This is a genomic window from Stenotrophomonas sp. YJH_SMC_16, from assembly GCF_059367875.1.
The window spans coordinates 243,428-257,291 of the sequence record NZ_JCAFRH010000002.1 but is presented as its reverse complement, the minus strand read 5'-3'; the positions used below and the strand labels follow the sequence as shown (position 1 = coordinate 257,291).

At 66.6% G+C, this 13,864-nt stretch carries 8 protein-coding genes and 2 pseudogenes; 6 read left to right on the top strand and 4 right to left on the bottom strand.

What is annotated here, in order from left to right:
* Nucleotides 1-217 precede the first annotated feature (217 nt).
* Nucleotides 218-1,522, bottom strand: coding sequence for a hypothetical protein (locus AC5P6E_RS05900; protein ID WP_019337400.1), 1,305 nt, complete (start codon nt 1,520-1,522; stop codon nt 218-220).
* A gap of 339 nt (nt 1,523-1,861) precedes the next feature.
* Between AC5P6E_RS05900 and AC5P6E_RS05895 the strand changes: the two genes are divergently transcribed.
* The 6 genes and pseudogenes from AC5P6E_RS05895 to AC5P6E_RS05870 all read left to right on the top strand — a co-directional run bounded on the left by AC5P6E_RS05895 (nt 1,862) and on the right by AC5P6E_RS05870 (nt 10,842).
* Nucleotides 1,862-5,218 (top strand): S8 family serine peptidase, encoded by a 3,357-nt coding sequence (locus AC5P6E_RS05895; RefSeq protein ID WP_019337399.1) that lies wholly within the window; start codon nt 1,862-1,864, stop codon nt 5,216-5,218.
* Between the two features lie 82 nt (nt 5,219-5,300).
* Nucleotides 5,301-6,020, top strand: a pseudogene (locus AC5P6E_RS05890) (YadA family autotransporter adhesin); the annotation flags it as partial.
* A 294-nt stretch (nt 6,021-6,314) separates the two neighbouring features.
* A pseudogene (locus AC5P6E_RS05885) lies at nt 6,315-6,554 on the top strand (YadA-like family protein); the annotation flags it as partial.
* Nucleotides 6,555-6,708: 154 nt separating this feature from the next.
* The gene (locus AC5P6E_RS05880; protein WP_019336523.1) at nt 6,709-8,283 is read left to right on the top strand and encodes a S15 peptidase family protein; all 1,575 of its coding nucleotides are present in this window, start codon (nt 6,709-6,711) and stop codon (nt 8,281-8,283) included.
* Nucleotides 8,284-8,370: 87 nt separating this feature from the next.
* Nucleotides 8,371-9,822 carry a S41 family peptidase gene (locus AC5P6E_RS05875; RefSeq protein ID WP_019336524.1) on the top strand — a complete coding sequence of 484 codons (1,452 nt, stop codon included), beginning with the start codon at nt 8,371-8,373 and terminating at the stop codon, nt 9,820-9,822.
* 162 nt (nt 9,823-9,984) lie between these two features.
* The gene (locus AC5P6E_RS05870) at nt 9,985-10,842 is read left to right on the top strand and encodes an aspartyl protease family protein (protein ID WP_019336525.1); all 858 of its coding nucleotides are present in this window, start codon (nt 9,985-9,987) and stop codon (nt 10,840-10,842) included.
* Nucleotides 10,843-10,859: 17 nt separating this feature from the next.
* On the opposite strand, the gene AC5P6E_RS05865 is transcribed toward AC5P6E_RS05870, so the two are convergent.
* The 3 genes from AC5P6E_RS05865 to AC5P6E_RS05855 are packed head-to-tail and all read right to left on the bottom strand — an operon-like array spanning nt 10,860 to nt 13,844.
* Complete coding sequence (locus AC5P6E_RS05865; RefSeq protein WP_019336526.1) at nt 10,860-11,879, bottom strand: sugar kinase; 1,020 nt, start codon at nt 11,877-11,879, stop codon at nt 10,860-10,862.
* Between the two features lie 10 nt (nt 11,880-11,889).
* Entirely contained in the window at nt 11,890-13,077 is a 1,188-nt protein-coding gene (locus tag AC5P6E_RS05860; protein WP_019336527.1) for a GDSL-type esterase/lipase family protein, read from the bottom strand.
* A gap of 14 nt (nt 13,078-13,091) precedes the next feature.
* Nucleotides 13,092-13,844, bottom strand: a complete 753-nt coding sequence (locus tag AC5P6E_RS05855) for an SDR family NAD(P)-dependent oxidoreductase (RefSeq protein ID WP_019336528.1) — start codon at nt 13,842-13,844, stop codon at nt 13,092-13,094.
* Nucleotides 13,845-13,864: the final 20 nt, after the last annotated feature.

The window sequence follows — 13,864 nt, the reverse complement described above, 5'->3', positions numbered from 1 at the left end:
GTTGCGGAGACGGGTGCTACGGATTGCGGTGAGACGTGACCGCGATGACAGGGCCGTGGAGGCCGTGCGGTGTCGTAAGCGTCACAAGCTGTCGTCTTTCGGTCAACGATGAAAAGACGAAGCTGTGACAGCGCGCAAGCACTGGAGATGTGTCAAATGGAGCAGGACGTGGCTGAAACGCTCGCGTGCTAGAGCATCGCGATGCCTGCGGGTGTTGTCAGGGGGTCGCCTTCAACACGTAATCGCCGTTGCGTGTTCCCGGCACCAGTAACCATCCTGGTTTCAGACTCAGCGACCACCCTGGACCCTGTAGCGGCGGGTGGGCAGTTGCGGGTGCCTGCACGAACACGGCCTTCCAGTCGCTCTGCATCAACGCTCCGTCGGTGACGTCCAGGCTGCCCCAGGTGTCGGTCAGCCGCATCGTTGGATATACCGTGCCACGGCCCGGCAACGACTGCATCGTGTTGGGATTGAACTGGATGCGCATGCTGCGCAGATCCAGCCGCACGACCGGGCCTGTCACGAAGCGCGCACGGTTGTGTTCCAGCTGCGCAATGCGCTGCCGTTCGCGCAGCATTTCGGCTTCGCGCAGTGCCCGTCCGCCGTAGCGCGCAGCAGCGGCCCGCAGCTCGGTCGCACCCCGCTGCATCGGGGTCCGGGTCACTTCGGCCAGATGCGTGCCGAGGTCCCGGGCGGGGTGGGCGAGATGGTTGCGCCAGCCGGGGGCCGCCTGGTCCAACAGCAGGCCATAGGCCGGACCGGTGGCATAGGCGAAAGAGCGGACGAAACTGCGATCGGCAACGTGCGCGCGAAGGTCATGCAGCGCCGCCTGGATACGTGTGGAGCGCGTTGGGTTGCCGACGAACACGCCGGTGTACTCGGCCAGGCCCTCGTTCAATTCCAGCGCCGCTTCTTCCTGCGCTGCCGCAGGGAACTGGCGGTGGCGCTCGGCGCGGAAGGCGAGTGCGTCGTTCACCGCAGTGTGCTGCGCCATTGCATCGGTGGCCGTGAGCGCATCCGCAAGCGCGCGCCATTCCAGCTGCAGCCAGTAGCGTCCTTCAAGTGTGTCGAGGTGCTCGTTGCCGCCTTCGGTCGGCGCGGTGATGGGCAACGCCGGTTGCAACCGATGGAACATTTCGTGAGCCAGCAGCGTACTGCGCCTGGACACGTCCTGCGGCAATGGCCAGAGCAGTTGCGTCCAGCGTATGCCGGACCATTCCACGGCGGTGTTGGCAACGATCGCATCGGGCGGAAGCTGGCCCACGAACACCTCGCCACTCCCCTTCAACGCGCCGTGTACATCCGCATGCGAGGCGGTGACCTGGCGGCTCTTCGGATCGACCAGCATCATCGGCCCGCACAGGGATTGCCCCCACAGCTGGCCGCCATCGACCTGGCACAGGTGCTGTGCATCGATGAAGATTCCGCGCGCGTCGGCGTCTGCGATCGGTGATTCAGCGGACCATGCCGGTCCTGCTGCACAGGCAACACCGGCAATCAGTGCAGTGCGGAAAATATCCATGGCATCCGTGCGTTGATGGGCGCAGGCAGTCATAGCACTGGACACCGTTGCCCTTCAACGACGGGCAACGAACGCGTTGCCGCTTCGGCGGCCGGGGCCATGGCTACGCCATGCAGGCGCGCATCCATACTTTCGCGTACTGATCTCTGTCTTGCCGCTGTCACGAAAAACTGTGCGCCGCGTCAAATTTTGAGGTAGTGTCGATTCTGCTGCCGGGGCGCAGCGGGGTGCAAGGCGTCGGGGACTACGCGCCGCACCCGCAATTGAAGCACCAGACATCACAGCGCCGGCGTTGACGCCGGCGTGCATCTCGGGCTTTCAATGAAAAGGGGGTATTCGATGCGCAATGCATGGATCAAACGAAGCAAATGGGTTGCACTGACCCTGGTGGCGGGTGCCGCACTGGCCGCCGCTGCCGTGGGCATACGCAGTACCGGTGCCCAGTCAAAGACCGGCAATCCCTCGGTGGACGCGCGCGCCGGCAATCCGTCCGGGCCTGCGGCACGCGGTCCGGGTAGCGGCTTCGCCGAGCTCTCCAACCGCTATATCGTGGTCTACCGCGAGGAGCCGCTGGCCACCTACAAGGGCGACATCCAGGGCCTCGCGGCACCGGAACGCATGCGCCCATCCGCCAGCGCCGCGCGTGCAGCGGCAGCCACCGGCAATGCGCCGACACCGCGCATCGCTGTAAAGGGGGCACGCTCGCAGGACTATGTGCGCTTCCTCGCTGACCGCCAGGTACAGCACGAGGCCCGCATCAATGCAGCATTGGGTCGCAGCGTAAAGGTCGAACGGCGCATGCAGCATGCGATCAACGCATCGGTGCTGCAGATGAACCCGCAGGAAGCGGAGCGCGTGCGCGCACTTCCCGATGTGCAGCTGGTTGAAGAGTACAGGGAGTATGAGCAGGACACCGACGTCGGACCGGGGTTGATCGGCGCACCTGCGCTGTGGAACGGCACACCTGCGCCGTTCCGTGGCGAAGGTGTGGTGGTCGGCGTCATCGACTCGGGCATCAACTTCGGCAGCCCGGCCTTCACCGCCCGCGCCGAAGATGGTTACGAGCACGTCAATCCGCTGGGCGCAGGCAACTACCTCGGTACCTGCGCGCCGGGCGGCATCGACGAAGGTCGCTGCAACAGCAAGCTGATCGGCGGCTACGACTTCGTCTGCGGTGCGCCGGGCAACCAGTGTGGCGTTGCGGACGTACGCGAGGAGCCTGGATTTGGTGACACCAACGGTCACGGCAGCCATACCGCTTCCACCGCCGCCGGCAACCCGCACACTGCGTCCTACCGTGGCAACCAGATCCACATTTCCGGTGTTGCGCCGCGCGCCAACATCATCGCCTACGACGCCTGCTACACCGAGGTCTCTACCGGGCGCGGCTTCTGCCCGAACACCTCGACGCTGGCAGCGGTCAACCAGGCCCTCGCCGATGGCGTGGTCGACGTCATCAATTACTCCATTGCCGGTGGCACCGCGCCGTGGGGAGAGGCGGTCTCGCTGGCGTTCCTCAACGCATCCGATGCCGGCATCTATGTGGCCACTTCGGCCGGCAACTCCGGCCCAGGTCCGAACACGATGGGCCATCTGGAACCCTGGACCGGCAGCACTGCGGCGGCCACGCATGGCCGCGGCGACATCGTGCTGTTCGCTGCGGTCAGCGGCCCCGGCAGCGTGCCGCCGGCGCTCACTGCCATCCTGCTGACCGAAGGCTCGGGCGGCGTGCCGTTCGCAACGCCGATTCCTGCAACCACGCCGCTGCGTGTCAGTGCAGGCATCGACAGTGCCAACGATGGGTGCGCGCCGTTCCCGGCCAATACCTTCCAGGGCGCCGTTGCGGTGATCCGCCGTGGCTCGTGCAACTTCAGCGACAAGGTCAACAACGCCGCTGCAGCGGGTGCGATCGCCGTGCTGATCGGCAACAACCAGCCGGCCCCCATCCTGCCCAACGTGGCCGGGGCGACCATTCCCGCCTTCGCCATCGACCAGTCGGACGCCAATGCACTGCGGACCTTTGCGTCGAGCGTTGGCAACAACGCAACCGCCGGCATTGCCTATCCGGCCAGCAAGATCAGCAATACGCCGGATGTGCTGGGCGACTTCAGTTCGCGCGGCCCGGCCGGGATCTTTGATCTGGTCAAGCCGGACGTGACCGCCCCGGGTGTGCGTGTGCTGGCCGTGATCGCAGGCAATGAGGTGACCGGCTCGGAGAACGCCGTCGGCCTGATGGACGGCACCTCGATGGCATCACCACATCACGCCGGTGCCGCCGCGCTCCTGCGCCAGGCGCGTCCTGACTGGACCGTGCAGGAGACACGCTCGGCGTTGATGATGACCGCGCGGCAGGAGGTGCTGAAGGAAGATGGCGTCACACCGGCCGACGCATTCGCGATGGGCGCTGGACGCATCCAGGTGGACCAGGCACTGCGCGCAGGGCTGGTGCTCAACGAGACCAAGACCAACTTCCTGGCCGCCAATCCAGCCAATGGGGGTGAAGTGTCGTCGCTCAACATCGCCAGCCTCGGCAAGCGCAGCTGCGCGGACAGCTGCAGCTTCACCCGCGTGTTCCGCAATGTGCTGCCGACCCGGCAGACGTGGACGGCGAAGGTGCAGGGCCTGACCGCGGTTGTCTCGCCATCGGTGTTTACCCTGGCGCCGGGTGAAAGCAAGTCGGTGCGGGTCATCGTCACCACCGGTTCGGTACCGAACGATGGCAGCTGGCGCTTTGCCAGGCTCACCCTCTCACCGCAGGGCGGTGATACCAGCCAGCCGCTGCTGCGCCTGCCGATCGCCGTGTCGGTGCCGCCGCCGCAGATCGCCGCCGCGCCGCCGACGAACTCGCTGACCCTGCCGGCCGGTGGCAGTGGAACGGTGAACCTGCAGATCGCCAATACCGGCGGCTCACCGCTGGAATGGCAGATCGACAATTCCGGAGTGGGCACCCGCACGCTGGTAGCGCAGGCGCCAAACAACGCCAATGGCCGTCGCTCGACGCGCTTCACCGATGCGGCGACAGTGGGTGCACGTGCACAGCTTGGTGCCGATGACTTCACTCTGGGCGAGGCCACCGGCATTACCCGCATCGTCGCTGACGGCTTCGTCAACGGTGGCTCGCTGGCAACTTCGACCAACATCAACTGGTCGATCTACCGGGATGTTGGCGGCAATCCGGAGGGCAATCCGGAATCGAGCCCGCAGCTGGCGCTGTGGAGCTACACCTCCACCGTCAGCGGTCCGGGCATAAGAACGTCGGCCACGCTGGCCACCATCAACCTTGACCTGGCCGCTGCAGGCCAGAACGTGAACCTGCCGGCAGGCCGCTACTGGCTGGTGGTCTCGGTGCGCGCGCCGCTGGCTACCAGCTGGTTCTGGTTCAACGCCACCAGCGGCGACAGCGTGTACCGCAGCGCGATCATCAATCCCGATGGCAGCGGTGCCTGGTCCGCCACCGCCGGCGCGCCTGGGTTGGCCTATGGGCTGGGCGGAAGCAATGCGTGCGGCGCCGGCTGGATCGGCACACCGACCCGTGCCCTGGGCCGCATCTCCGCAGGCGGCAGCCAGAGCACGCAGGTGCAGATCAATGCCAGCGGCCTCGCGCCGGGCAGCTATTCGGGCTTCGTCTGTGTCGGCAGCAATGACCCGAGCACGCCGAAGACTGCTGTCCGTGTCGCCTTGACCGTAACGCCGTAAGGCGCCTGCAGCATCCCGGCCGCCCCTGTGCAGGGGCGGCCGGTTTCCCACCGTTTCCGGCGCTTGCCGGGAACCCTTCCTGATGGACCTCGGGGGTACCGTGAAGACGATGCACAAGCACATCCTTGCCGTGGCACTGGCCATGGCAACCGCACCGGCGTGGGCCGGTGATACCTGCCAGCTGGACGATGGCTTCGGCGGCGTGTCCAACGGTGGCGCCAGCGCCGGTGGTGCCGCCTCGCTGGCGTGCGGCAGTGGTGCCGATGCCAGCGGTGATCTATCGGCGGCCGTCGGAACCGGCGCCAGTGCCAGCGGCACCGGCAGTACGGCGATCGGCGCAGCCAGCAGCGCCTCCGGCGACCAGAGCGCAGCCGTGGGCGTGGGTGCTTCCGCCTCCGGCGCCAACAGTGCGGCGATCGGCGACAGCGCCACCGCCAGTGGTGACTTCAGCAGTGCCAGTGGCTCGGGCAGCTCCGCAACGGGCTCGTTCTCCACCGCGTCAGGCGCTGGCAGCAACGCCACGGGCGAAAACAGCACCGCGCTCGGCAGCTTGTCCGAAGCCAGTGGCAACAACAGCAGTGCCGTGGGCAATGGTGCCATCGCTTCTGCAAACGACAGCGTTGCACTGGGCAATGGCTCCGTCGCCGACCGTGCCAACTCGGTATCGGTAGGCAGCGCCGGCAACGAACGCCAGTTGACCAACGTGGCCGCCGCCACGCAGGGCACCGATGCGGTGAACCTCAATCAGATGAATACCGCCAACGCCAATACGCTGACTTCGGCCAACAGCTATGCCGATGCGCGGGCCACGGCGACCATCAACTCCGTCAACGCCTACACCGACGCGAGCAGCGCCGCGGCAGTGACGACCTCAAAGGCCTATACCGATGCCAGCAGCGCCGCGGCAGTGACGACCTCAAAGGCCTATACCGATGCCAGTAGCGCAACCACGCTCTCCTCGGCCAACTCCTATACCGACACGAAGTCCGCGCAGGCGGTGACGACGGCCAATGCCTACACCGACCAGCGCCTGGCGCAGTTCGCGCTGGACAACAACGGGCTGAAGCAGGAGATGGAACGCCGCCTGCGTCATCAGGACCAGCGGATCGATCGCATGGGCGCGATGAGCTCGGCGATGTTGAACATGGCCATCAACGCCGCCGGCTCACAGAGCCCGCGCGGTCGCATTGCGGTGGGTGCCGGCTTCCAGGGCGGCGAGCAGGCGCTGTCGATCGGATACGGTAAACGGATCGGCGAGCGTGCTTCCTTCTCGCTGGGTGGTGCCTTCAGCAATGGCGAGAGGTCTGCCGGCATGGGCTTCGGCGTAGACCTGTAAGGCAATGCAGGGCAGGGGGCGTGCAGCGCCCCCTGTTCAGCCAACAAGCGCTGCGAACGTGCAGCAAACGTCATGCTGCGTCGCAAGGTGCCACGCACCATTCGCACTGGTACGGTCCAACCCGTTGCACCACCACCGACGGGGAGAGACGACGATGCGCAAGGTATTGCTGCTGTTGATCCTGCTGACCGGCCTGGCGCCCACTGCCTGGGCCGCGACGGTCAAGACCACCCATCGCACCATTGCCGGCTGGGATGGAACGCCTCTCGGGGCCTTCGTCATCGAACCGCAGGATGCGGGCGGCGGGCGCTATCCGCTGCTGGTGATGCCCAGCAGCTGGGCGGTGCCCAGCGTGGAGTACGTGGGGGTGGCGCAGTCGCTGGCACAGCGCGGCTATGTGGTGATCAGCTACAGCTCGCGTGGCTTCTGGGAATCCGGCGGCAGCATCGACATCGCCGGGCCCTCCACGGTGGAGGATGTCAGCGCGCTGATCGACTGGGCGCTGGACAACACCCGCGCTGACCCGGACCGGATCGGCGTTTCGGGCATCTCCTACGGTGCGGGCACGAGCCTGCTGGCGGCGGCACGCGATCCGCGCATCAAGGCCGTGGCCGCGCTCAGTGGCTGGGCCGATCTGCAGGCCTCGCTGTACAGCAACGACACCCCGAGCGCGCAGGGCATCGCACTGCTGGTTGCGGCCGGCCTGGTGACCGGACGCCCTGGCGCGGAGCTGGCCACGATCAACCGCAATGTTCTGGCGGGCAACTACCAGGGCGCGGTGGATTCGCTGTTGCCGGTGGCGGCGCAGCGCAGTCCCGCGGCCAGCATCGACGAGATCAACGCCAACCAGCCGGCGGTGTTCCTGGCCAACGCCTTCAACGACAGCCTGTTCCCGCCGGGCCAGCTGGTTGATTTCTTCAACCGGCTGAAAGGCCCGAAGCAGCTGCAGCTGCGCCACGGTGACCACGCGCTCAACGAAGCGCTCGGTGCACTGGGCATTCCCAACGAAGTCTATGACCAGGTGGGTGACTGGTTCGATCACTATCTGAAGGCAGTGGCCAACGGCATCGACCGCCAGCCGGCGGTGCAGCTGAAGTCACAGAAGGGCAGCTGGAGCAGTTACCCGGACTGGCAGGCGACCAGCAAGGGTGCGGTCAGCTACGGCCTGACCGCACCCTCTGGTTTGCTGCTGCCGACCGGCGGCCTGGCCGAGCACGGTGGCGGCACCGGCTGGAACTACCGCATCGGCAGCGGTTTGCTGACTGCGGCCAATTCCGGCGTGGCGATGGCCTCCGGCGCGCTGCAGATGATCAACCTGCCGCCGGGTGCCTACGTACCGTTTGTTGGCCGCAGTGCCGCCGGTGTCTGGCAGGGGCCGATCCAGTGGAGCGCCAAACGCCTGGACGGTGCGCCGGAAGTGCGCCTGACGGTCACGCCCAGCCGTGCCAACACCACGCTGTACGCCTACCTGTACGCCGAGGATGTGCTGGGCAATGGTCAGTTGATCAGCCACAAGCCGTACACCTTGCGCGGTGCCACGCCGGGCCAGGCGAAAACGCTCGACCTGCGGCTGGAAGCGAGCAGCTGGAACCTTCCAGCCGGCAGCCGCCTGACCTTGGTGGTCGATACCGTGGACCTGCGCTATGCGGGCATCAGCCAGCTGGGTGGGGCGGTGACCTTCACCTCGCCAGCCAATGCGCCGTCGGTGCTGAAAGTGCCGCTGCATTGATGTGCGGCCGCGCCCGTTGCGGCGGGCGCGGTACACCGGGCCGGAAAACTGCGAGACTCGTGTTTGTCCCGGCAAACGGATGAATCCATGGTCATTGCATGGCTGCTGCTCGGTGCGGTGCTCGCGGCACCCACCGCGAAAGGTGCGCCGATCGATTGGCCGGACACGCTGTTGAAGGATCTGGACGCTGCCGACGCCGCCCTGCGTGGCAGTCATCCGGGCGCAGTGGATCTGCGGAATCCCGGGTTCGGCGCGCAGCTCGACGAGGCCCAGGCGCTTGCACGTTCGCGTGCAGGTCGGGTCACCAACTACCAGGGCTACTGGTGGGCGATGAAAGGCTATGCGGCGTTCTTCAACGATGGGCATGTCAGCCTCAACGCGCTTGCCGACGCTCCCGATGTTCCAACGCAATGGCCCGGGTTCCTGACCGGTTTCGACGGCGATGCGCAGTTGGTCATGACCGTGGATGGTGGCCATGGCCATCCGCCACTTGGGGCGCGATTGCTGTCCTGTGATGGCATCGATGCACAGACGCTGGCTGCGCGCCGGATCGGGGACTTCAGCGGGCGCTGGAACCTGCAGGCCAGCCGCATCCACGGCGGTGGCGAAGTGCTGCTGGATCAGGGCAATCCGTTCGTGCCCACGCTGCGCACCTGCGTTTTCCAGGTGGATGGACACGAGAAATCCTACACACTGCAGTGGCAGCCACTGCAGGCGGCACAGCGCAAGGAGCGTCTGGCCGATACCCGGCGCAGCTTCCGCCCGGCCAACGGCTGGCACATCATGCCCGATGGCGGCTACTGGATCACCACCAGCAGCTTCAATGCCGACCCCACGGAGCAGAACTTCAAGGAACTGACCGCCCTGCTTGAGCAGCTTGCTCCGAAAGCCGAAGCACTGCAGCAGGCACCGTCGGTGGTGCTGGACCTGCGCGGCAACAGCGGCGGAGCTTCGCAATGGAGCATCGAACTGGCGCGATTGATCTGGGGCCGGGCCGCCGTGGACGTGCTGCCCGACCCCAGCTGGGTGGAGTGGCGGACCTCCGAGGCCAACATCGCCCAGTTGCGCAGCTTCCTGCAGAAGCTGGTGCAGGCGCCCGACGCGTCGCCAGAGCTGCGTCGTATGCTGGAGTCGGTGACGGCGGGCATGGCACAGGCACGCGGCCGGGGTGAGGCATTGTGGCGCGAGCCATCCGAGGCCAGCGCAGATACAGCACCAACCTCAGGCCCGGCCGCACCGCTGCGCAAGGGCAGGGTGGTGATCGTGGCTGATGCCGCCTGTGGTTCGGCCTGCCTGGATGCGCTGGACCTGTGGAAGCGGTTGGGCGCGGTGCAGGTGGGCGTCGAAACATCGGCCGACAGTCTCTACATGGACGTGCGGCCAGAGCGGCTGCCAAGCGGGCTGGCCAGGATTTCGGTGCCGATGAAGGTGTTCCGGGGGCGGGTGCGTGGTTCGAACGAACCACACGTGCCCGATCATCGCTATACCGGCGACATGCGGGACACCGCAGCACTTGAGGCGTGGATCTCCGGACGATGATCCCGTCCTGGTGGCGTACCGGTGAAGCAGTTCCGGCGCATTAAACCTTTTCACCGGCAGCTGCATCCAACCCGCAATGAGCCCGGCAACCGCTGCTGCAGCTCTACTGACCGAAGGAGCCCTCGGATGTGCGAACTGCCTCGTACTGCGCTTCAATGCGCGATGTTGATCATGCTGGTGCCTTTCGCAGCAGGTGCTGCGGTCACCGAAGTTCCGTTCGAGCTGGGCAAGGATCACCGGATCTACGTGGAGGGTACGATCAACGGCTCGCGACCACTGCGCTTTCTCGTCGATACAGGCGCGTCGGCCATCGCCGTTGCCAGGCGCATCCAGCAGGACGCGAAGCTGGTCATTGACGACCAGAGTGAGAACACCGGTTCCGATGGCGTCACGCTTCTCGACTACAGCACGCACAACGCCGTGCAGATCGGCGGCGTGCAGCGACCGATGGGGGCCGTGGTGATCGACTACACGGGGCGCCCCTTCGATGCAGTACTGGGCTGGACCTTCTTCCAGGGCAAGGTGCTGGAGATCGACTACGACCGCAGCCTGCTGCGCGTGCACGACGATGTTCCCGACCTTGCCGGGTATATCCGGGCCAACGTGCGCTGGATCGACAATATCCCAGCCATCCAGGTCACGCTCGGCAACGGCAGCAGCACTTTCGCACCCTGGCTTACCCTGGACACCGGCAGCAACGGCAACATCGACCTGTCCTACGCCTTCGGCAGCGCCCACCGCCTGCAGGAAGCGTTTCCGGAACGACTTGGAACATCACAGTTCAGCGGCAGCGCGGGCCGGAAGATCCGCGCGGTGGACGTGCGCGTGCCCGTGGCCAGCATCTCGACCCTGCAACTGAAGGGGCCGAAAGCCTCGATCACCGTCGATGACGATGGCTCCACGGACGACGGGACGCTTGGCAGCGAAGTCCTGCAGCAGTTCAATATCCTGCTGGATGCCCGTTCCGGCAGCATCTATCTGCGTCCCAACCGTCGCTTCGTCGCCACCCCGGCGGGGTGACCACGCGCCTTCGGCATTCAGCGCTGGACATCCGCACCTCCATCGCCCAGCAGGGCCAGCACCTGCGCCTCAGCTACCGGGCTGAAGTCACCGGGAATGGCGTGCTTCAACGCGCCCGCAGCCAGTCCGAAGCGCACTGTGCTTTCTGCGTCGAGCCCGGACAGCATTCCGTGCAGGATGCCGGCGGCAAAGGCATCGCCGCCCCCGATGCGATCAACGATACCGGGGAGCGGGCGCGGTGGTGCCTGCGCCCGCGAGCCGTCGCGGCCGAGCAGCAGCGCGCCCAGGATGTGATGGTCTGCGCTCACCACATCGCGCTGGGTGCACGCCAACCACTGCAGATGCGGGAATGCGGCAAAGGCGGCGGCCGCAGCGGCTTCGGTTCGGGCGACGGCATCGTCCTGCGGAAAGTGCAGCCCCAGCACCAGTTCGATGTCCCGATGATCGGCAAAGACAATGTCGGCCTCGGCGAAGACTTCGCGCAGGATCGCCCCGGCGTCGCCGCCCCAACGTCGCCACAGTGAGGGACGGTAATTGCCGTCGAAGGACACCTGGACGCGCGCCGCGCGCGCCGCACGCACGGCCCCCAGCACGGACCCGGCCACGTTGTCGCCCAGCGCCGGGCTGATGCCGGAGACATGCAGCAGCTGCGCGCCGGACAGTAGAGCGGGCCACGCATGATCCTCGGCGCTGCTGTTTGCGAATGCAGACCCCGCCCGGTCATACACCACTTCACTGGCGCGGTGCACCGCACCGGGCGCCAGGAAGTACAGGCCCATGCGGTCGCGATCCACTTCGCGCACGCCGGCCACGCCTACGCCATGCCGCCGCAGCTCGGCCACGGCATGCCGGCCCAGCGCGTTGCCGGGTACCGTGCTGACCATCTGCACATCGTGGCCCAGGCAGGCCAGCGAGACCGCAACATTGGCCTCGGCGCCTCCTACATGGACCTGCAGCTGCGGCGTCTGCAGCAGCAGTTCACGACCCGGCGCACCCAGGCGCAGCAGCAACTCACCGAAACAAACGACGCGGCTCATCGGTTCCCTCTCAGTCGGCGGTGGCGCAGCCCAGCATGCGCAGATCGATGGCATCGGCCATGCGCCGGTAGCCTTCGTCGTTGGGATGCAGATGGTCGCGGGTGATCTCGTTGGGCAACGATTCCGCCGCTTTCGGATCACGCAGGGCGGCATCGAAATCGATGATGCCATCGAACCCGGTCTGCCCACCGCGTGCCCACTGGTTGATCGTGGTGCGGGTGGCTGCGGACACGGGCTCATAGCGCTCGGAGCCGCCGAATGGGGTCAACGTACCCAGCCAGGCGCGGATGCCATGCGCATGCAGCCGCGCCGCAACCTGCTGATAGCCCATCAGCATGTCCGCCGCGTTGCGGCCAGGCAGCGGCTGCGCGCCACCACCGTGGCGGATGTCATTGATGCCTTCGAACAGGATCACCTGATCGGCATCGGCCGCCGCGATCACATCGCGATCCAATCGTGACAGGGCGCTGTGGCTGCGGCCATGGTCAAGCAGCTTGTTGCCGCTGATGCCCTGGTTGAGCACCACGAACCGGTTCGGGCAGGCCTGCTGCAGGCGCTGCGCCAACCGCTCCGGCCACTGGTTGAAGGTCCCGCGACGGGCTGTGGCACCTTCCGTGATGGAATCGCCCAGCGCCACGATCACCTGGGGACGATCTGCGCGCTGCACCATCACCGCCGAGAACACGTTCTGCTGGTAGCTCAGCCGCACGCTGTCGGCAACGGTTGCCTGCCTGCCGTCCGCTACCCGCAGCTCGGTGCGGCGCACGGCGGGACGGGTGGGCTGCGGGAAATAGGCACTCACGCTGATTTCCTGCAGCGCCGCCACCGGCATCCGCACCGGATCGCTCAGCAGCGCTGCACCCACCGGCACCTCGATGACCGCGCGGCCATCCACAGTTACCGGCAGCGGTGCGGCCTTGCCGTTCTTGACTCCCACGCGAAGGTCCTCGACCCGCAAGGGCACCGTGCCGAGCTCGTTGCTGATGCGCAGCCGCAGCGCATCGCCACGGCTGCCGATACGCATGTCCTGGCGCACGGTCTGTGCGGCGAACTGTACGGGTGCCTCGGCGGTGCCATCCTTGCGGTCAGGTGCCGGCGAGGCGGTCCAGGCGGTGACCCAGACCGGTGCAGCCAAAGCGGCAGGCGCGGTCGCGGCGGAACAGATCGTCAATGAAAGCAGGAGCGTCCAGCGCTGCATGAGCAGGATTCCAGTCAGGAGAAGTAGGTGCCGCCGTTGACGTCCAGATTCGCACCGGTGATGAACGCCGCCGCATCCGAGGCCAGGAATACAGCAGCGTCAGCGGCTTCGTCCGGCGCACCTTGGCGGCGCAGCGGGGTGGCGCCGGCAACGGCCGTGCGCACTTCCGGCTTGGTGAACTCGTCGTGGAAGCGGGTGGCGATCATGCCGCAGCACAGTGCGTTCACGCGGATACCCTTCGGCCCCAGCTCCTTGGCCATGGCGCGGGTGAAGGTCATCACCGCCGCCTTGGCGGTGGCGTAGATCGATGCGCCCGGGCCGCCGCCATCACGACCGGCCTGCGAGGCGAAATTGACGATGGCCGCGCCTTCGCGCATGTGCGGCACCACCGCGTGCGTGGTGAGATAGGTGGAGGTGATGTTGAGGTCCATCACCTTGTGGAAGAACGCCGGGTCGATCTCGGCCAGCGGGCGACGCTGCACCATGCCACCGGCCACGTTCACCAGCAGGTCGATGCGCTCACCGAACGCGGCCTGTGCCGCAGCGACCAGGCCGGCGACGGCAGCGGCATCGGTGACGTCGGCGCGATGCACGATGGCCTGGCCACCGGCCGCCTGGATCTGCGCCAGCGTTTCCTGGGCACTGGCTTCATCATTGGCGTAGTTGATGCAGACGCGTGCACCGGCGGCAGCCAGTTTGATCGAAACGGCGCGACCGATATCGCGGCCACCGCCGGTGACAATGGCCACCTTGTCCTGGAACGACATGCGGAAAACTCCTTGGTTTG

Bases quoted from the DNA above. Each gene is read 5' to 3' on its own strand.
- AC5P6E_RS05900 (WP_019337400.1), bottom strand. From the start codon at position 1,522: ATGGATATTTTCCGCACTGCACTGATTGCCGGTGTTGCCTGTGCAGCA.
- AC5P6E_RS05895 (WP_019337399.1), top strand. From the start codon at position 1,862: ATGCGCAATGCATGGATCAAACGAAGCAAATGGGTTGCACTGACCCTG.
- AC5P6E_RS05880 (WP_019336523.1), top strand. From the start codon at position 6,709: ATGCGCAAGGTATTGCTGCTGTTGATCCTGCTGACCGGCCTGGCGCCC.
- AC5P6E_RS05875 (WP_019336524.1), top strand. From the start codon at position 8,371: ATGGTCATTGCATGGCTGCTGCTCGGTGCGGTGCTCGCGGCACCCACC.
- AC5P6E_RS05870 (WP_019336525.1), top strand. From the start codon at position 9,985: ATGTTGATCATGCTGGTGCCTTTCGCAGCAGGTGCTGCGGTCACCGAA.
- AC5P6E_RS05865 (WP_019336526.1), bottom strand. From the start codon at position 11,879: ATGAGCCGCGTCGTTTGTTTCGGTGAGTTGCTGCTGCGCCTGGGTGCG.
- AC5P6E_RS05860 (WP_019336527.1), bottom strand. From the start codon at position 13,077: ATGCAGCGCTGGACGCTCCTGCTTTCATTGACGATCTGTTCCGCCGCG.
- AC5P6E_RS05855 (WP_019336528.1), bottom strand. From the start codon at position 13,844: ATGTCGTTCCAGGACAAGGTGGCCATTGTCACCGGCGGTGGCCGCGAT.